Source organism: Nonomuraea angiospora (assembly GCF_014873145.1).
Lineage (GTDB): Bacteria > Actinomycetota > Actinomycetes > Streptosporangiales > Streptosporangiaceae > Nonomuraea > Nonomuraea angiospora.
The window spans coordinates 3,189,319-3,206,983 of the sequence record NZ_JADBEK010000001.1; the positions used below are offsets into that span (position 1 = coordinate 3,189,319).

The 17,665-nt window shown below is 71.8% G+C and carries 18 protein-coding genes; 14 read left to right on the forward strand and 4 right to left on the reverse strand.

Features of this window, described 5'->3' with window-relative positions:
* Positions 1-294 precede the first annotated feature (294 nt).
* The 6 genes from H4W80_RS14535 to H4W80_RS14560 all read left to right on the forward strand — a co-directional run bounded on the left by H4W80_RS14535 (position 295) and on the right by H4W80_RS14560 (position 5,951).
* Positions 295-750: a universal stress protein gene (locus H4W80_RS14535; protein WP_192785584.1), complete on the forward strand. Its 456-nt coding sequence runs from the start codon at positions 295-297 to the stop codon at positions 748-750.
* A 988-nt stretch (positions 751-1,738) separates the two neighbouring features.
* Entirely contained in the window at positions 1,739-2,593 is an 855-nt protein-coding gene (locus tag H4W80_RS14540) for a PAC2 family protein (protein ID WP_192785585.1), read from the forward strand.
* Between the two features lie 228 nt (positions 2,594-2,821).
* The gene (locus H4W80_RS14545) at positions 2,822-3,313 is read left to right on the forward strand and encodes a TetR/AcrR family transcriptional regulator (protein ID WP_192785586.1); all 492 of its coding nucleotides are present in this window, start codon (positions 2,822-2,824) and stop codon (positions 3,311-3,313) included.
* 158 nt (positions 3,314-3,471) lie between these two features.
* Positions 3,472-4,122 carry a TetR/AcrR family transcriptional regulator gene (locus H4W80_RS14550; protein WP_192785587.1) on the forward strand — a complete coding sequence of 217 codons (651 nt, stop codon included), beginning with the start codon at positions 3,472-3,474 and terminating at the stop codon, positions 4,120-4,122.
* Between the two features lie 4 nt (positions 4,123-4,126).
* Entirely contained in the window at positions 4,127-4,951 is an 825-nt protein-coding gene (locus H4W80_RS14555) for a class I SAM-dependent methyltransferase (RefSeq protein WP_225963446.1), read from the forward strand.
* Between the two features lie 46 nt (positions 4,952-4,997).
* A complete protein-coding gene (locus H4W80_RS14560) occupies positions 4,998-5,951 on the forward strand; it encodes an NAD-dependent epimerase/dehydratase family protein (RefSeq protein WP_192785588.1) in 954 nt (317 codons plus the stop codon).
* Between the two features lie 4 nt (positions 5,952-5,955).
* Here H4W80_RS14560 and H4W80_RS14565 read toward each other — a convergent pair whose 3' ends face one another.
* Positions 5,956-7,143 carry a glycosyltransferase gene (locus H4W80_RS14565; RefSeq protein WP_192785589.1) on the reverse strand — a complete coding sequence of 396 codons (1,188 nt, stop codon included), beginning with the start codon at positions 7,141-7,143 and terminating at the stop codon, positions 5,956-5,958.
* A complete protein-coding gene (locus tag H4W80_RS14570; protein ID WP_225963447.1) occupies positions 7,140-8,372 on the reverse strand; it encodes a glycosyltransferase family 9 protein in 1,233 nt (410 codons plus the stop codon). Before H4W80_RS14570 ends, H4W80_RS14565 begins: the two co-directional genes overlap by 4 nt.
* A 168-nt stretch (positions 8,373-8,540) precedes the next feature.
* On the opposite strand from H4W80_RS14570, the gene H4W80_RS14575 reads away from it, so the two are divergent.
* Entirely contained in the window at positions 8,541-9,131 is a 591-nt protein-coding gene (locus H4W80_RS14575) for a D-glycero-alpha-D-manno-heptose-1,7-bisphosphate 7-phosphatase (protein WP_192785590.1), read from the forward strand.
* Between the two features lie 46 nt (positions 9,132-9,177).
* Positions 9,178-9,420 (forward strand): WhiB family transcriptional regulator, encoded by a 243-nt coding sequence (locus H4W80_RS14580; protein WP_281398346.1) that lies wholly within the window; start codon positions 9,178-9,180, stop codon positions 9,418-9,420.
* 13 nt (positions 9,421-9,433) lie between these two features.
* On the opposite strand, the gene def is transcribed toward H4W80_RS14580, so the two are convergent.
* Entirely contained in the window at positions 9,434-9,916 is a 483-nt protein-coding gene (def, locus tag H4W80_RS14585) for a peptide deformylase (protein ID WP_185076873.1), read from the reverse strand.
* A gap of 229 nt (positions 9,917-10,145) precedes the next feature.
* Between def and H4W80_RS14590 the strand changes: the two genes are divergently transcribed.
* Positions 10,146-11,312: a uroporphyrinogen-III synthase gene (locus tag H4W80_RS14590; RefSeq protein WP_192785591.1), complete on the forward strand. Its 1,167-nt coding sequence runs from the start codon at positions 10,146-10,148 to the stop codon at positions 11,310-11,312.
* Positions 11,309-12,043 carry a sirohydrochlorin chelatase gene (locus tag H4W80_RS14595; RefSeq protein ID WP_192785592.1) on the forward strand — a complete coding sequence of 245 codons (735 nt, stop codon included), beginning with the start codon at positions 11,309-11,311 and terminating at the stop codon, positions 12,041-12,043. Before H4W80_RS14590 ends, H4W80_RS14595 begins: the two co-directional genes overlap by 4 nt.
* A 51-nt stretch (positions 12,044-12,094) precedes the next feature.
* Here H4W80_RS14595 and H4W80_RS14600 read toward each other — a convergent pair whose 3' ends face one another.
* Positions 12,095-13,249, reverse strand: a complete 1,155-nt coding sequence (locus H4W80_RS14600) for a mandelate racemase/muconate lactonizing enzyme family protein (protein WP_318786863.1) — start codon at positions 13,247-13,249, stop codon at positions 12,095-12,097.
* 173 nt (positions 13,250-13,422) lie between these two features.
* On the opposite strand from H4W80_RS14600, the gene H4W80_RS14605 reads away from it, so the two are divergent.
* From H4W80_RS14605 to H4W80_RS14620, 4 genes are all read left to right on the forward strand, one after another.
* Positions 13,423-14,490 carry a GntR family transcriptional regulator gene (locus H4W80_RS14605; RefSeq protein WP_225963448.1) on the forward strand — a complete coding sequence of 356 codons (1,068 nt, stop codon included), beginning with the start codon at positions 13,423-13,425 and terminating at the stop codon, positions 14,488-14,490.
* Between the two features lie 74 nt (positions 14,491-14,564).
* A complete protein-coding gene (locus H4W80_RS14610; protein WP_192785594.1) occupies positions 14,565-15,887 on the forward strand; it encodes an ABC transporter substrate-binding protein in 1,323 nt (440 codons plus the stop codon).
* A gap of 43 nt (positions 15,888-15,930) precedes the next feature.
* On the forward strand, positions 15,931-16,812 hold the full coding sequence (locus tag H4W80_RS14615; RefSeq protein ID WP_192785595.1) for a carbohydrate ABC transporter permease: 882 nt from the start codon (positions 15,931-15,933) through the stop codon (positions 16,810-16,812).
* Positions 16,805-17,650, forward strand: coding sequence for a carbohydrate ABC transporter permease (locus H4W80_RS14620; protein WP_192785596.1), 846 nt, complete (start codon positions 16,805-16,807; stop codon positions 17,648-17,650). The genes H4W80_RS14615 and H4W80_RS14620 overlap by 8 nt, the downstream gene beginning before the upstream one ends.
* The last annotated feature ends 15 nt before the right edge of the window (positions 17,651-17,665 follow it).

Sequence of the window (17,665 nt, forward strand, 5' to 3'; positions counted from 1 at the left end):
TGGGTGCCGGGCGGCCCTGGGATGGGTGCCGGGCGGCCCTGGGATGGGTGCCGGGCGGCCCTGGGCGGGTGCCGGGCGGCCCTGGGCGGGTGCCGGGCGGCCCTGGGCGGGTGCCGGGCGGCCCTGGGCGGGTGCCGGGCGGCCCTGGGCGGGTGCCGGGCGGCCCTGGGCGGGTGCCGGGCGGCCCTGGGCGGGTGCCGGGCGGCCCTGGGCGGGTGCGGGGCGAGCCTGGGCGGGTGCCGGGCGCTATTGTACCGACTGTCAATTGAACGCCGCGTCCAATTGGAGGTCTCCGTGACCTACCGCACCGTGCTCGTCGGCACCGACGGCTCGGCCTCCTCCTTCCGCGCCGTCTCGGCGGCGGCGTCCCTGGCCGCGGCGACCGGCGCCACCCTGGTCCTGGCCTGCGCGTACCTGCCGATGCGGGAGAGCGAGCGCGCCGCGGCCGCCGACCGGCTGGGCGACCTCGCGTACAAGGTGGGCGGCTCCACCCCGGCCGACGACGCCCTGCGGGCGGCGCGCGGGCACGCCGTGGCGGCCGGCGCCTCGGACGTCGTGCTGGCCGCCGAGCAGGGGGACGCCGTGGACGTGCTGGTCTCGCTGGCCGCCCGGCACCGCGCCGACCTGCTCGTGGTCGGCAATCGCGGGCTCAACAGCCTGGCGGGGCGGCTGCTCGGCTCCGTGCCGTCCGCGGTCTCCCACCGCGCCGCCTGCGACGTCCTGATCGTCCACACGACCGACGGGCGCTGACCCGCCCCCTTCCCTAGCCCTTTACGCGCACGCGCGCGCGAGAGGCGCCGGGCATACGGGGGCCGTGCGGCGCGGTGGTCGTGGCGCAGTGAGTGCAGGTGGAGTGGCGCGCGCTGCCCCGGATGACGCAGATGGCGCGGTGCGCGGCTCCGGGGACGCGGATGGCCTAAGTCGCAGGAAGATCACGTCTGCGCCGCAGCGGTAGATATCTGGCTACAGGGGGCATATCTGCGCATAGAACCGCACATTGCACACGAGGCGCATCAACCGCAGGAGACGCAGAGCTTGCAGAAGACGCATCAGGCGCAGAGGCAGGGCACAGCGGGCGCGGGAAGCACCGCGCGCACGGACGCCTCGGTACAGGGGCGATCGGCGCGGCGGCAGTTGCTGCAGGGGCGCATGGTGCTGCAGGCGGAGGCACAGCGGGCGGGGATGCGGGCGACGTCGGCCGGCGAGGTGCGAAGGGCCGGCGGCCCAGGAGGGTTGCGGGCGATGGAGAGGCATCGACAACGCCAGAGGCGGCCGAGTGGAGGAGTGCCGGAGGGGGCGAACGCCGGAGAGGCGCGGGAGCCCGGGCGGGCAGACGAGTGCGGCAGCGCCGGAGGGACGCGGCGGTGCCGGCGGCGAGCAGGTGCAGGAGTGCGGGCGAGACGCGGCGATGCGGGCGGCTGGCAGGCGCAGGAGTGCAGGAGAGACGCGGCGATGCGGGCGGCGGCCGAGTGTGGGGGGTGCTGGAGGGGTTGCGGGTGCTGGAGGCGGGATAAAGGTGCAGGAGGTATGGGTGACGTGGGGTGGTGCAGGGGTTTCGGACGGGCGTGGTGGCGGGCTGGGATGGGTGGTGGGGAGGCGCGGTGAGGTGTTCGCCTGAGGGCACGGGGATGGCGCGTTCGCGCTTGACAGGCGGGTTGCGCGTTCGCGGGGAGATCGGTGACGCCGAGTACTCCCGACCGCATAGGCTAAGCAAGACGATGGAGAGAGGAGGCGACACGTGATAGAGCTCGAAAGGCTCCCCGAGCTCGTAGACCCGGTGCTCATTGCCGCGTTCGAGGGGTGGAACGACGCGGGCGAGGCCTCTAGCGGTGTGATCGCCCATCTCGAGTCCGCCTGGAAGGCCGAGCCGCTGATCGCGCTCGACCCGGACGACTACTACGACTTCCAGGTCACCCGGCCCGTCGTGGAGATGGGCGAGGGGCTGACGCGTTCGATCGTGTGGCCGACGACGCGGCTGCTGCGCGCCCGCCCGCCGGGTCTGGAGCGCGACGTCGTGCTGCTGCGCGGCATCGAGCCCAACATGCGCTGGCGCTCGTTCTGCGCCGACATCATCGAGATCTGCCGCGAGCTGGGCATCGAGCTGGCCGTCATGCTGGGCGCGCTGCTCAACGACTCGCCGCACACCCGGCCCGTGCCCATTCTCGGGGGCGCCACGGACGAGGGGCTGGCCCGTTCGACCAACCTGGAGCTGAGCCGCTACGAAGGCCCGACCGGCATCGTCGGGGTGCTGCAGCACGCGTTCGGCGAGGCGGGGCTGGACGCCATCTCGCTGTGGGCGTCGGTGCCGCACTACGTCGCCCAGCCGCCCAACCCGAAGGCGACGCTCGCGCTGCTGCGCCGCCTGGAGGACGTGCTGGAGATCCCCATGCCCCTGGGCGACCTCGACGAGGAGGCCCGCGCGTGGGAGCGCGGCGTCGACGAGCTGGCCTCGCAGGACAGCGAGGTGGCCGAGTACGTCAAGGAGCTGGAGGAGCGCAAGGACGCCGCCGAGTTGCCCGAGGCCAGCGGCGACGCGATCGCGGCGGAGTTCGAGCGTTACCTGCGCCGCCGGGACCGGGACACTGACAGCTAACCCTCAGGGATAAAAACCGCGAAATTTTCGGGATTTCGGGTAATAATCGGGGCCGTACAAGATTGCACCATGCTGGGGCTCCAGACACAAACCCGATAAATCCAGAAAACCCCTCGGCTTCGCGCCGTGATGCCTACTCAACTGACCGCGCACGTTAGGCACGCCATGGCGACTTCCCAAGTTGACCCGCACCAAAGAAGTCAGGACACCAGGCGCCGCGTCCTCGAGATGGCCGTCTCCCTGCGGGAGGACCGCTCCGGGGGCTCCGTGGACCACTTCCTCGCGCTGCTGCAGGACCGCCTTCCGCTCTGGCTGAGCATTCTTCACGATCTCTCTTATCGCATCGGAAAAGGGAGCGTAGCGGACAACCTTCTCCCTGTTGCCCGAGCGGGCATTAATTACTACATCGACGTACAGAGTGCGGCACTTCCCGCTTTCACCTCGCCGAAGGTGACGGTCCGCTTCCGCGAGGCCGTCCGCGACACGGGGCTGGGGCCGCGCACCGAAGTCGCACCGCTGGCCGCGTACCTGGCGGCCGAGCAGGACCTCGGGCGGATAGGGCCCGAGGTGGACCCGGAGGCCAGCGCGCGACTGCTGATCGCGGGCTGCTTCCACCGGGCCTATCTCGAGATGTTCGTCGGGGCCGACGCCGGCCCGACGCTGGAGGCCAGTGCTCGCGAGATCGTTCGCGAGCTGCGCCTCGATCCCGTCCCCGCCTGAAATCCGAACATACGGCGACAGCGCTCCGGCCCGCCTGACATCCAGAGACGGACATACGGCGACAGCACCCCGGCCCCGCCCGCGGCGATCCCGCGGGCGGGGCCGGGGGTTTCGCATGCTCTGGCCAAGAGACTGAACACGCGTTTAGCATGCTGAACATGTGTTCAGCGCATGCGGACCTGACCGCCCAGGCCAAGATCCGGGACGCGGCCATCGCCCACTTCGCCCGCGACGGCTTCCAGAAGACGAACCTGCGGGCCGTCGCCGCCACCGCGGGCGTGAGCGCCGCCCTGGTCATCCACCACTTCGGCAGCAAGGAGAAGCTGCGCGGCGCCTGCGACGACCATGTGCTCGGCGTGCTGGTACGCCGGGCGCACGAGGCCGGGACGTCCGGCCTGCTGGGCGAGTTCATGGCGAACCCGGAGGAGTACCAGCTCCAGGTGCGCTACATGGTCCGGGCGATCGAGGAGGACACCCCGGCGGGGGCCAGGTTCGCCGACGCGCTGGTGGCCGAGTCGGAGTCGATCCTGCGGGCCGGGATCGCCGAAGGTTCGGTGCGGCCGTCCTCGGACGTTCGGGCGCTGGCCGTGCTCACCGTGCTGACCAGCCTGGCCACGCTGACCATGGCCCCGCCGCTGACGCGCGCGCTCGGGCACGACGGCTTCGGCCCCGAGGTCCTGCGCCGGATGACGCTGCCCACGCTGGAGCTCTTCACCCACGGCCTGTACGCGGACGACGCGCCGCTGAAGGCGGCCAAGGCCGCCTGGGAGGCCGCCCAGGAGAGCAGCCGCTCAAGAGAACAGGGATGAATGAATGATGGCGACCCCGCTTCCCGCTCTGACCCCCCTCCAGGACACCCTGTGGCTGACGCTGTGCGGCAGGGCGCTCGACAACCGCCTGCCGCGCCCCGTCCTGGGCGACCGGATGGCCGACGAGATCGTCCGCAAGGTCGGCTACGACTACGGCAAGCTCCACATCCCCTCCTCCAGCGCCCTCTACATCGCGCACCGGGCCAGGAAGCTGGACGAGATCGCCCGGCGCTTCCTCGCCCGCCACCCTGACGCGATCGGCCTGGACCTGGGGACCGGCCTCGACAGCCGGGCGCTGCGCGTCGCCCCGCCGCCCACCGCCGCATGGCACGACGTCGACTTCCCCGAGGTCGTCGCCGCCCGGCGGCGGCTGCTGCCGGAGGACGCCAGGCCCCACGACCTCGCCGCGGACGTCACCGACCCCGCGTGGCTGGACGGCCTGCCCACCGACCGGCCGGCGGTGATCGTCGCCGACGGGCTGATCGCGTTCCTGTCCCTGGAGGAGATGATCGCGCTGGTGAACCGCCTCATCGGCCACTTCCCCACCGGCGAGATCGCCTTCAACGGCTACAGCAGGTTCGCCGTGTGGGCCCAGAAGCGGGTCGCCGTCGGCAGGAACGTCGTCGACGTCTCCAAGTTCCCCGGACTCGACGACCCACGGGAGCCCGAACGCTGGCACCCGAAGCTGAAGCTGGTCAAGGAGGTCCTCATGACGCGGGAGCCGGAGGTGGCCGGGTTCCCGGCCTGGCTGCGGCTGATGAACCGCCTGACCGCCCCCAGCGCGGCACTGTCGCGGAAGGGGAACGTCGTTCTCCATTACCGGTTCTAAGGGCTAGACTGATTGTCAGTCTCACTGATGATTTGGAGAGCTGACCATGATTCTGATCACCGGCGGGCTGGGCTTCATCGGCACGCACACCACCCAGGCCCTGCTCGACCTCGGCGAATCCTGCGTGCTCGTCCAGCGCAGGCCCGCCGTACTGCCCGAGAGGTTCGCGAACGCGCCCGTCGTCGTCGAACAGGCCGACCTCACCGACGAGGCGGCCCTCCTGGCCGTCGGCGAGCGGCACAAGATCACCGGCATCCTGCACCTGGCCGGCTCCATCCCGTGGCCGCCCGGTGCGTACCAGCCCCTGGAGGGCGCGGACAAGTCCATCCGGAGCCTCCTGAACGTGTTCCGCGCCGCGAGCGAGTGGCAGGTGGCGCGGCTCGGCCTGGCCAGCACGATCGGCGTGTACGGCGGCGTCACCGGCGAGGGCGCGCTCAAGGAGGACCTCCCCCTGCCGATGATGTCACCCCACCCGATCCCGGCGTTCAAGAAGATCGGCGAGCTGCTCGGCGACCATCTGGCCGGCGCCATGGGCCTCGACGTGGTCCACTACCGCATCGGCGCCATCTGGGGCCCGCTCGGCCACCCCCAGTCGCCGTTCTTCGCCGCGCCCCAGCTCGTGCACGCGTCCGCCCGGGGCACCGAACCCGACCTGTCCGCGCTGCGCGCCGGCGCGTACGCGCAGGACGGCATCGACCTGTGCTACGTGAAGGACTGCGGCCGCGCCCTCGCCCTGCTCCAGCTCGCGGACCGGCTGTCGCACCGCACGTACAACGTGGCCTCCGGCAGGGCGACGACCAACGGCGAGGTCGCCGCGGCGATCAGGAAGCTCGTCCCCGACGCCCGCGTCGGCCTCCCCGAGGGCCGCGACCCCGCCGCGCGCGACACCTGGCTCGACATCACCCGCCTGCGTGAGGACACGGGATACGAGCCCGCCTACGACACCGAGCGGGCGGTCGCCGACTACCTGGGCTGGCTGCGCGCCGGGAACGAGCGCTAGGCGCTCAGCCTCCGAGAGCGGCCAGGCGGCCCACCGTACCGTCGATGACCTGCGTGTAGACCGCCTCGGTGAGCTCGGCCACGCGCGCCCAGCCGTACCTCTCCCGGGCCCTGAGCGCCCCGGCGGCGGCGAGCTCCGCCCGCCTGCGCGGGTGGTCGAGCACGTCGCTCAGCGCCCTGGCCAGGGCGCGCGGGCGGCGCGGCGGCACCAGGACGCCGCAGCCGGCGACCGTGTCCAGGTGCCCCCCGACCGCCGAGGCCACGACGGGCACGCCGCACGCCATCGCCTCGATCGCCACCATGCCGAACGGCTCGTACCACGGCACCGCCACCAGGACGTCGGCCGAGCGCATCAGCGCCGGCACGTGCTCGCGCGGCACGCTGCCGATCACGTGGACCCGGCGTTCGAGCCCGTACGCCCGCGCCAGCTCGTACAGCCTGACCGCCTCCTCGTCGTCCTCACCGCCGCCCGCGATCACCAGGTCGGCGTCCGGGATCCGGCGCAGCGCCCTGATCACGGTGTCCACGCCCTTGCGCGGCACCAGCCTGCCGATGCTGAGGATCATCCTGCCGCCCGTGCCCGGCGCCACGGGCCCGTCGGGGCGGAACACCGACAGGTCCACCCCGCACGGCACGACCGCGATGCGCCGCTCGGGGACGCCCATCGCGCGCAGCTCGGCCACCTCGTCGCCGCAGGTGGCCAGCACGGCGTCGGCGCGCCTGCCGATCGCGCGCTCGGTGTCGATCCGGTGGGCGGGGCTGGTGTCGGCGTCGCCCTGCCAGCGCCGCTTGACGGTGCCGAGCGCGTGGAACGTCTGCACCACCGGCACCCCGCCGGCCGCCTGCAGCGCCGCCTGCCCGCTCATCCAGAAGTGGGCGTGGACGACGTCCGGGGGGCTCGCGGCCCAGCGGTCGGCCAGGCGCGCGGCGAACTCCCCCAGGTACGGGGGCAGCTCGTCCTTGGGGAGGGGGACCGGCGGGCCGGCCGTGACGTACTCGACCGTGACGCCCGGCGCCATGATGACCGACCGGGGCTGCCGCTCGGACGAGCGCCGGGTGTGGACGACGACCGTGTGCCCGCGCCCGGCCAGCGCGCGGGCCAGTTCGGCGACGTGGACGTTCTGGCCGCCGGAGTCGACGCCGCCGACCGGCGCCAGCGGGTCCGCGTGCTCGGAGATGAGATCTATCTTCACTGCGTCAGCTCCCTTACTGCCTTGACCACCTGCTCGCTTGTCACGTGAGACAGGCACGGGTGCCCGGGCACCGGACAGTCGCGCGCCCTGCTCGCGCGGCAGGGCGCCTCCTGGTCTCCGAGCAGCACCGTGGGCACCCCGTACGGGGCCCACCGCGCCGCGGGGACGACGGGGGCGAACAGGCTCACGACCGGTGTCCCGACCGCCGCGGCCAGGTGCGCGGGGCCGGTGTTGCCCGCCACGAGCACGCTGGCGCCGTCGATGACGGCGGCGAGTTCGGCGAAGGTGGTCACGCCTCCGAGGTCGGCGGCGTCTTCGCCGGCCACGTAGGCGGTGAGGTCACGTTCGTTGCCGGTCACGACGACCCGGTGTCCGTCCTGCGCCAGCTCCCTCACGGTCCGCCGATGCCGTTCGGCCGGCCAGGTCCGCGCGGGGGCCGATGCCCCTGGGTGCACCACGACGTACGTGCCTTTGCCGGCATCCGCGCCGGCGCCGGCCCCCAGCAGGTGCCCCAAATTTGCGCTGATATCCGGCAATGGCCGCTGAACAGCGAGTTTGCCGTCATCGCCCGCCGGCAGCTCGAACCCGGCCGCCCTGGCGACCGCCAGCATCCGCTCCGCCTCCGGCACGTCGACGCTCTCGTCCACGACGTGCCGCACGTCCAGGAGCGAGCCGGGGTAGTCGTTGCTGATGGCCGTGATCCTGCGGACGCCGGCCAGCCTGAGCAGCAGCGCCAGCGGGAGCGCCGACTGGTGGAACGAGGTGAGGATCACCGCCTCGTCCACGCCCGCGAGCCTGCCGACCAGGTCGGCCGCCTGCCCCTTGGTGACGGGCGGCGGGGTGTGGTCGATCCACGGGGCCCGCCATTCGATCACCCGGTCCACGCCGGGCAGCAGCTCGGCCGCCGCCCTGCCGCCGGGGCCGGCCAGGAAGACGACCTCGCGGGCCAGCGTGCGCACGGCCCTGACGGCGGGCCCGGCCAGCAGCACGTCGCCGGCGCCGTCCAGCCGAGCCACCAGCACCCGGCCCCGGTCGTCCGGGCCGCGGCGGCCGGCGGCGCGGACGACCGGCTTCCTGGCCGACGCGCGCGGGACGGTTCGCATCCTGCGGCGCGGGGGCGAACCGCACAGCACCGCTCCCGGCATCCGGCCGCTCGTCGCCGCCTGCGCGCGCGGGCACCAGGTGGCGGCCGGGTCGTGGAACATCGCGTCGATGCCGAGAAACCTCATCGTTCCCCCTCAGAGGCCGGGAACCGCTACCGAGAGGAGCGATGCTCCAACCTTCCCCATAGCGTTGAGCAGCGCAAACAGGAGAAACGGCCTGGAGTTGGTCACGTTGAGTAGTTGTTTGCCCGGTCAGGCCCCGGGTAGCTGGCGGACACGCGACGGAGGTGGAAGGTGTTCGAAAAGCGACGTCCCGGCGCGGTACTCTTCGACCGGGACGGGACCTTGATCAGGGACGTGCCGTACAACGGTGACCCGAAGCTCGTCGAGCCCATGCCGGGCGCGATGGAGGCGGTGGCCAGGCTCAGACGGGCCGAGGTGCCGGTGGCCGTGGTCACCAACCAGTCCGGCGTGGCCAAGGGCCTGCTGTCACCGGACGACATGGATCAGGTGAACGCCCGGGTGGAGGAGCTGCTGGGGCCGTTCGACGCGTGGGCGATCTGCGTGCACGACGACGCCGACGGCTGCACCTGCCGCAAACCGGCGCCCGGCCTCGTGATCAGGGCCGCCGCCGTGCTCGACGTCAGCCCCCGCGACTGCGTGGTCGTGGGGGACATCGGCAGGGACATGGAGGCGGCCAGGGCCGCCGGCGCCAGGGGCATCCTGGTCCCCACCCCGCAGACGCGCCAGGAGGAGATCATGCAGGCCACCGAGGTCGCGGACGACCTGATCGACGTCGTCGACCTGGTGCTCAGCGACGCGGAGGCGCCGGTGCCGGCCATCAGCGCCCCGTGGGCCCGCGCCCTCGGCTGGAGCCGCTGGTGAGCCGGCGGAGGTATGAGAGCAGGTCGCGTGGGTAGGCGCCAGCACCATGATGATGCTCGACTGGACCCGCAGGGCCGCCTGCCTCGACCTGGACCCGGAATTGTTCTTCCCGATCTCTCTGGAAGGGCCCAGCCAGTCACAGGCCGAACGGGCCAAGCACGTGTGCGCCGGCTGCCCCGTACGTGAGCCGTGCCTGGAGTACGCGCTGACCACGCGGCAGGCGTACGGCGTGTGGGGTGGCACCGACCCGCAGCAGCGCAGGGAGCTCGTCCTGCGCTCGGCCGCCTGACCGACCCCCCGGCTCAGCCGGGAAGAGCCGCAGCGAGGAAGCGCTCCCGCTCGGCCGCCTCCAGGTGGTCGCTGAACAGCACGCCGTCGAGGTGGTCGACCTCGTGCTGCAGCACCCGGGCCAGCACCCCCAGCGCGCGGACCGTCACAGGCTTGCCCAGCATGTCGCGGCCACGCGCTGTGACCATGTAGGAACGTTCCAGTGGCCACCACAGCCCCGGCGCCGACAGGCACGCCTCGTCGGCCGTGACCCGCCGCTCCGACAGCTCGAGGCGCGGGTTGACCAGATGGCCCGACTTGCCGTCGTAGGAGTAGACCACCACCCGTACCGGCTCGCCCACCTGCGGCGCCGCCAGGCCCGCGCGGCCGGCGCCGGCGCGCATGGTGGCGGTCAGCGACTTGACCAGGCGCCGCAGCTCCCGGTCGAAGTCTTGGACCGGCTCCGCGACCGAACGCAGCACCGGATCGTCGAACGTGCGAATAGGCCGGACCGTCACCCGCTACTCCCCGATAGGCCGCGTCGTCACCGTCAACGTTTCCCGTGACCGCGCCTCGCCAATCCCTGAGGACCTGGCTTGTAGCACAGCGGTAACAGAGGGGACCCGCGGGCGAAACCACCCGAAAGCAGTATCGGAGGGTGATCTCACTTGCGTCACACGTGCCTGTGATGCCTGGCCGGGTGCTCGGGGCCCGGCCAGGCGTCTTCGACTACCTGGAGGTGCCGGCATGAGCGTGCTTGCCCTTGAGGGCGGGTCCTCCCCGGAGACGGCCCCCGACGCCCTGGCGGGCTTCACGGTCGGCGTGACCGCGACGAGGCGGCGCGAGGAGTTCGGCGCGCTGCTGGAGCGGCGCGGCGCCCGGGTGGTCAGCGCCCCCGCGATCCGGCTGGTCCCGCTGGCCGAGGACGCCGACCTGCTCGCCGCGACCCGGCTCAGCCTGGCCGAGCCGCTCGACGACGTGGTGGTCACCACCGGCGTCGGCTTCCGCGGGTGGATGGCCGCCGCCGAGGGCTGGGGCCTGTCGGCCGATCTGGGCGAGCACCTGGCGAACGCGCGGCTGCTGACCCGCGGCCCCAAGGCCCGGGGCGCGGTACGCGCCGCCGGCCTCAACGACCACTGGACGCCTGCCACCGAGTCGTGCCAGGAGGTCAAGCAGTACCTGCTCGACCAGGACCTGCGCGGGCGGCGCATCGCGGTGCAGCAGCACGGCGAGCCGCTCAGCGACTTCGTGGCGGACCTGCGCGAGGCGGGGGCCGAGGTGATCGAGATCCCGGTCTACCGGTGGCTGCCGTACCGCGACATCTCGCCGCTGCGCCGCCTCATCAGCCAGACCATCTCCGGCTCGGTGGACGCGGTGGCCTTCACCAGCGCGCCCGCCGTGCACGCGATGCTGGGCGCGGCCCGCTCGGAAGGGCTGGAGGAGTCGCTGCTGGCGGCCTTCAGCGGGACGGTCGTGGCCGCCTGCGTCGGGCCCGTCACCGCCGAGCCGCTGACCTCGCGCGGCGTGCCGACGCTGCAGCCCGAACGCTCGCGCCTCGGCGCGCTGGCCCGCGCCCTGGCCCGGCACCTGCCCGAGCACGGGGTGACCCGGCTCGTGGCGGGCGAGCACCGGCTGGAGATCCGCGGCCACGCGGTGGTGGTGGACGGCGAGCTGCGCCCGCTGCCCCCGGCCCCGATGGCGGTGCTCAAGCGCCTGGCCGACAAGCCGGGTCACGTGGTGTCCCGCGCCGACCTGCGTACCGTGCTGCCCGGCAGCATCGCGCGCGACTCGGCCGAGCACGCGGTGGAGATGGCGATCACGCGGCTGCGGCGGGCGCTCGGGCCGAGCGGGATCGTGGAGACGGTGGTCAAGCGCGGCTACCGGCTGGCCTGCCAGTACGAGGCGGGGCTGTGACGGGACGTACGGCCACGCTGGTCCTGGCCGCGCACGGCACGCGCAGTGCCGCCGGGGAGTCGACCCTGTCGGCCCTGGCGGAGACGGTCAGGATGGCCCGTCCCGGGCACCGGGTCGAGCTGAGCTACCTCGAGATCAGCTCGCCCCTGCTGTCCGACGTGCTGCCCGCCGTCCGCGGACCCGTGGTCGTCGTCCCGCTGCTGCTGGCGGGCGGCTACCACGCCCACATCGACCTGCCGGAGGTCATCGCCTCCCGCCGCCCCGACGCCGTGATCGCCGGCTGGCTGGGGCCGCACCGGCTGCTGACCTCCGCGCTGGCCCGCAAGCTGGCGCGCGCCGGCCTGCGCGCCACGGACGCGGTCCTGCTCGGGGCCGCGGGCTCCTCCGACCCGTCCGCCCTGGCCGACGTCCGCGCCGCCGCCCACCGGCTCGCCGTGCGCCTGGCCCGGCCGGTCACGGCCGCCTTCGCCTCGGCCGGCTCGCCGTCCCTGGAGGAGGCCATGGAACGGCTCGGCTCGACCCCGGCCGCGCGGGTGGCCATCGCCTCGTACGTGCTCGCGCCCGGCCACTTCCACGACCGGCTGGCTTCGGCGGGGGCGGGGCTGGTGAGCGACCCGCTCGGGCCGGATCCGGACGTGGCGGCGCTCATCTGGCACCGCTACGACACAGCCCTCGCCAGGCGCCACCCGCTCGCTCCGCGTTCACCCGGCTTGCACCAGGCGTCCCTGTAACGGAGGGTCGCGGCTTCTCGGCGGGGGCGCCCGCGGATGGTTGCGCACGGCCTACGGCCAGGCCGGTCGAGCGACGTCCAGGGCCCGGACCGCGTCCTCGTCGACCTCCACGCCCAGGCCGGGGCCGGAGGGCACCCGAGCGGTGCCGTTGCTGATCACAACGTCTGGACCGCGTACGTAAGGCGATCGGACGAACTGGGGGCCGTTGAGGTCGGCCGGGTGAGTGATGCCGAACGCCGCGAACAGGTGGAGGGAGGCCGCCAGGCCCAGGGCGGAGTCCGTTAGGCCGGAGCCGACGATGCCGATGCCGCTGTCTTCGGCCAGCGAGCAGAGGCGGCGGGACAGCTGGAGGCCGCCGGTTCGCTGGACCTTGGCCACGGCCAGGTCGAGGGCGCCGAGATGAATGAAGGTGGCCAGGTCGGACGGGTGGACCAGGCTTTCGTCGAGGGCGATCGGGATCGGGCTCCGGTCGCGCAGCCGGCTCAGGCCGATCGGGTCGTTGGCCCGAAGCGGCTGTTCGAGCAGGCTGACGGCCAGTGGCTCGATGCGGCGTGCCAGGCGGAGCGCCTGGTCGAGGGTGTAGGCCTGGTTGGCGTCGATCCAGAGCGGCGCGTCGGGCGCGCGGGCGCGGACCGCGGCCACCCGCTCGGCGTCGTGTTCGGGAGAAGAGCTGCCCACTTTCGTCTTGAACGCCCGATATCCGGCCGCCAGGCCCTCTTCCGTCTCCCTGGCCGCCGATTCCGGGTCGGCGCCCGACACGATCCAGGCCAGGGGGATCTCGTCAACCCGGCGTTGGCCCCAGAGCTCGCCGATGGAGACGCCCAGGGCCCGGCCGACGAGGTCGTGCAGGGCCACGTCGACCGCCGCCTTGGCCAAGGGGGCACCGAGGGTGTAGCCGGGACTGATGGCACGCCCGAACAGGCGGACCGCGCCGTCGAGGTCCCAGGCCGGGTGGCCGAGCAGGGCCGGGGCCAGGTATCCGCGGATGGTCGAGACGATGCTCTCCGTCGTCTCGTAGGTCCAGGTCGGGGCCGGAGTGGCTTCTCCCCACCCGGTCAAGCCGTCCGCGCCGACGCGGACCAGGACACGGGCATGCGCGCCGCCCGCGCGGGTGACGGTGCCGCCGGAGATCTTGAAGTCCCGGAGCGCGGGCAGGTGCAGGACAAAGCATTCGACCGAGTCCACGGTCATTCTCGAGCCGGGCACTTTCCTCCTTCAGAAAGGAAGGAATTCATTCCATAAAGCCGCACCTCAGAGAGGGTGACAGGCAGGAGGAAATCACGAAATTAACTGTTAAACAACTATTGACCGTGTATTGCGGCTCAGGCATGATTCCGGCCATGACACCGCCAAACGGTCCGAATTCCTTCCCTCAGGGAATGAAATCGGAAAAGGTCGCGGCCGCGCTGCGGGAGCAGATCGCCGACGAGGGCTGGCCCGTCGGCGCCCGGCTGCCGACCGAGCCGGAGCTGGCCGCGACCTTCGGCGTCGGGGTCAACACCGTCCGGCGAGCGGTGGGGATCCTGGTGGACGAGGGCGTCGTGGTGCGGCGGCAGGGTTCGGGCACCTACGTGGTGAGCCGGCCCGCGCCGACCGGCCGCAGGCTCATCGGCGTGCTCGTCCCCTCGACCTCGTACTACTACCCGCGGGTCATCGAAGGCATCGAGCAGGCGCTGACCGCGGCCGGCGCCGGAGTCATTCTCGCCAGCTCCGAGAACCAACCCGGCCTGGAGCACGCCCAGACCCGCAGGCTTCTCGACAGCGGAGCCGAGGGGCTCATCCTCGTGCCCAACCTGAACGTCATGGACGACCCCCAGGCGCACATCGAGGCCCTGCGCAAACTGCCCGTCCCGTACGTGCTGGTCGAACGCCGTCCGCCGATGCCGGAGCCGGACGACCCGACCTCCTACGTCGTCACCAACCATGTCGGCGGCGTTCACACCGCGGTCCGGCACCTGGTCGGACTCGGCCACTCCAGGATCGGTTTCGCCGGGCGGGTCAGAACCGGGAACGCCGACGTCGTCGCCGATGGATTCGAACGCGCGGCCCGGGCGTTGGGCGTCGAACGGGTCGCCGAGGCGGTCGTCAGGCGCACGGAGTGGCCGGCCGAGGAACTGTTCGCCTTCGCCCGGGACTGCCGCGACCACCGGGTGAGCGCCGTCTTCTGCCACGGCGACCGCGACGCCGCGACGCTCGTCGTCCAGGCACGCAGGCTCGGCCTGCGGGTACCGGACGACCTGGCGCTCGTCACCTACGACGATGACGTCGTCGACCTGATCGACCCTCCGCTCACCGCGGTGGCCCCGCCCAAACCACAGGTCGGAGCGCTGGCCGCACAACTGCTCCTGCGCCGCATCGACGACCCCGACCTCCCGGCCCACCGGATCGAACTGCAGCCCCGGCTCGTCATCCGATCCTCCTGCGGCGGGAACCGCACGACTCCTTAGCCCCCCAGAACGACCGATCACCTTTTCGTCGCCTCCCAGGCAACGCGTCACCCCCCAGGAGAGCAGGTACCCCCATGCCTGAAAGAGAACGTTCCAGAATCGCCGCGCTCGGGACGGCCCTGACCCTGACCCTGACCACGATCGCGGCCTGCGGCGGAGGTGGCGGCGAAGCGGCCGGCGGCAAGGTCACCCTGACGCTCGGCTACTACGCCGAAGCCGGTGGCCCCGCGGACGGCACGATGCGCAAGCTGGTCGACCAGTTCACCAAGGCCAACCCCGGCATCGAGGTGAAGATCGAATCCGCCGACTACGACCAGTTCTACAAGCGCCTGCGCACCCAGCTCGCCGGCGGTCAGGCACCCGACGTGTGGCTGTCCGACGGCGTCCTCGTCCAGGAGTTCAGCGGCCGCAACAGCCTGCGCGACCTCACCAAGTACGCCTCCGACCTCGACCTCGCCGGCTACTACGGCATCGACATCATCAAGAAGGGCGACCCGCAGGGACGCCTGTTCGGCTTCCCGCAGGGCGCCCAGTCCACCGCGCTGTTCTACAACAAGGCGATCTTCGCCAAGGCCGGGGTGGAGCCGCCGACCGCGGACTGGACCTACGACGACCTTCTCGCCGCGGCCAAGAAGCTCACCCAGGACACCAACGGCGACGGCAAGACCGACGTCTACGGCTTCCGCGCCTACTCGCCCAGCTTCGTCGAGAGCTGGTGGCCGATGGTCAAGGCTTTCGGCGGCGACGTCCTCGCCGACAACGGGAAGATCGCGATCGACAGCCCGCAGAGCCGCGAGGCCCTCACCTGGATGAACCGGGCGATGTACGAGGAGAAGATCGCCCCCGACCCGGTGACCACCGAGGCCCTGGGCAAGTCCCAGATCCTGTTCCCGAGCGGCATCGTGGCGATGCAGTTCGGCATCTACGCCCGGATCCAGACCGCGGCCCAGGGCAAGATCGACATGGGGGCCGTGCCGCTGCCGAAGGGGCCGACCGGGCAGCGCGGCGACCTCGCCAACATCAACTCCTGGGTGGTCAACCGCGCCTCGTCCGAGCCCGAGGCCGCGGCCGCCTGGAAGTGGATCAAGTTCTTCGCCGGCGAGGGGCCGCAGGCCGAGTGGATGTCCATCGGCGAGGCCATTCCGATCAACAAGAAGGTCGCGCAGACCCCGGCGTTCCTCAACCCCGCCACGCCTCCCACCGATCGCAGGCCCTTCACCGACGCCCTCGCGGACGCCGATGACCTCGGCCTGAACCCGGTGTGGAGCGAGTACACCGCCGCGATCACCAAACAGGTCACCGCCGCGCTGTCGAAGCAGACCGGGATCGAGGACGCGCTGAAGATCGCGCAGACCGACGCCCAGGCCGTCGTCGACCGGTTCAAGCCGGCCGGATGACCCGGCACATCAAGGGACGGGAAGGGGCCGGCAAGTGGCGGCCATGACCGGATCCGGAAAGCTCGTCGAGAAGCTGTGGGCGGGCCTGTTCGCCTCCCCCTACCTGGCCCACCTCGTCCTGCTCACGGCCTGGCCCGTCCTGGCCCTGAGTTACCTCAGCTTCACCGATTACGACACCGTCTCCTCGCCGAACTGGATCGGCCTGGACAACTACACCAGGCTGCTGAAGGACGAGCACTTCTGGAACAGCCTGCTCAACACGGGCCTGTTCGCCCTCCTCTACGTGCCGCTGCAGACGGTCCTGGCGCTCGTTCTGGCCGTCGGCCTCAACCAGCGGTTGAGGTTCATGCCGTTGCTGCGCGGCGCCTATTTCGTCCCGGTCGTATCGTCCTGGGTGGTCATCGCCTACGTCGCCGACGCGGTGTTCAACCCGCGCACCGGTTCGGCCAACACCGTCCTCGGCTGGTTCGGGGCCGACCCGCAGACCTGGCTCAAAAGCCCCGCGCTGGTCATCCCGACCCTCGCCCTGGTGGCGGTCTGGAAGGGCGTCGGCTACATGATGGTGCTCTTCCTGGCCGGGTTGCAGTCCATTCCGAAGGAGCTGTACGAGGCAGCCGAAGTGGACGGCGCCGGGCCCGTCCGCCGCTTCTGGCGGATCACCGTTCCGGCCGTGTCCGGGACGACGTTCCTCGTCCTGGTGCTGTCGACGATCTCGGTCCTTCAGGCCTTCGAGCAGGTCTACGTCATGACGGGCGGCGGGCCGGGCGATGCCAGCGAGGTGACCGTGCTGTACATGTACCGGCAGGGCTTCGAGTTCTTCCAGATGGGCTATGCGGCCGCCGTCGCCTGGGTGCTGTTCGGCATCACCCTCGTCCTCACCCTTTTCCAGCTGTGGCTCCAGCGGAAGTGGGTGCACTATGCCTAGCCGCGTCCTCAAGCGCGGCGTGCGGCCCGGCCGCCTGCTGGCCTACACGTTCGTCGTCTCCGGCGCCGTGATCATGCTGCTGCCGTTCGTGACGTCCCTGTTCAACTCGCTCAAGTCCTACGCCGACTTCATCGCCATCCCGCAGACGCTGCTGCCCGACCCGCCGGTCTGGTCGAACTACACCGAGGTGTGGGGCCGGGCCCCGTTCGCGACGTACGCGATCAACAGCTTCGTCATCGCGGGACTGGCGACGATCGGGGCCGTGATCAGCAGCGCGATGGTCGGGCACGCGATGGCCCGGATGCGCCTGCCGCTGCGCAACGCCCTGCTGACCGCCGCGCTCGCCACGCTCATGCTGCCGACGGTGGTGACGATCATCCCGACGTTCATCATGTTCCGCGAGTTCGGCTGGCTGGACACCTTTTTGCCGCTGATCGTCCCGTTCTGGCTCGCCACCCCCTTCGGGATCTTCCTGATGCGGCAGGCGTTCCTGGCCATCCCCAAGGACTTCATGGAGGCCGCCACCCTCGACGGCGCCGGCCTCTGGACGGTCTTCGCCCGGATCCACCTGCCGCTGGTCAAGCCGTCCCTGGCGACGCTCGCCGTCTTCACCTTCATGACGTCCTGGGGCGCGGTCCTCGAACCGACGGTCTACCTGACCTCCCCGGAGAAACTGACCCTCCCCATCGGGGTGATGGGCCTGCGCGGCCAGTTCGTCGGCAACGACCAACTGGTGACGGCCGGGGCCCTGATGTCGCTCGTCCCGATCCTCGTGGTCTTCATCGTCGCCCAGCGCTACTTCGTGCGCGGCGCAGCGGCCTCCGGCCTCAAGGGCTGAGCCCGCCCAAGCCTA

Coding starts and splice junctions, on each gene's coding strand:
- H4W80_RS14560 (WP_192785588.1), top strand. CDS start 4,998: ATGATTCTGATCACCGGCGGGCTGGGCTTCATCGGCACGCACACCACC.
- H4W80_RS14615 (WP_192785595.1), top strand. CDS start 15,931: ATGACCGGATCCGGAAAGCTCGTCGAGAAGCTGTGGGCGGGCCTGTTC.
- H4W80_RS14555 (WP_225963446.1), top strand. CDS start 4,127: ATGATGGCGACCCCGCTTCCCGCTCTGACCCCCCTCCAGGACACCCTG.
- H4W80_RS14570 (WP_225963447.1), bottom strand. CDS start 8,372: ATGAGGTTTCTCGGCATCGACGCGATGTTCCACGACCCGGCCGCCACC.
- H4W80_RS14590 (WP_192785591.1), top strand. CDS start 10,146: ATGAGCGTGCTTGCCCTTGAGGGCGGGTCCTCCCCGGAGACGGCCCCC.
- H4W80_RS14580 (WP_281398346.1), top strand. CDS start 9,178: ATGATGATGCTCGACTGGACCCGCAGGGCCGCCTGCCTCGACCTGGAC.
- H4W80_RS14620 (WP_192785596.1), top strand. CDS start 16,805: ATGCCTAGCCGCGTCCTCAAGCGCGGCGTGCGGCCCGGCCGCCTGCTG.
- H4W80_RS14545 (WP_192785586.1), top strand. CDS start 2,822: ATGGCCGTCTCCCTGCGGGAGGACCGCTCCGGGGGCTCCGTGGACCAC.
- H4W80_RS14610 (WP_192785594.1), top strand. CDS start 14,565: ATGCCTGAAAGAGAACGTTCCAGAATCGCCGCGCTCGGGACGGCCCTG.
- H4W80_RS14550 (WP_192785587.1), top strand. CDS start 3,472: ATGTGTTCAGCGCATGCGGACCTGACCGCCCAGGCCAAGATCCGGGAC.
- H4W80_RS14605 (WP_225963448.1), top strand. CDS start 13,423: ATGAAATCGGAAAAGGTCGCGGCCGCGCTGCGGGAGCAGATCGCCGAC.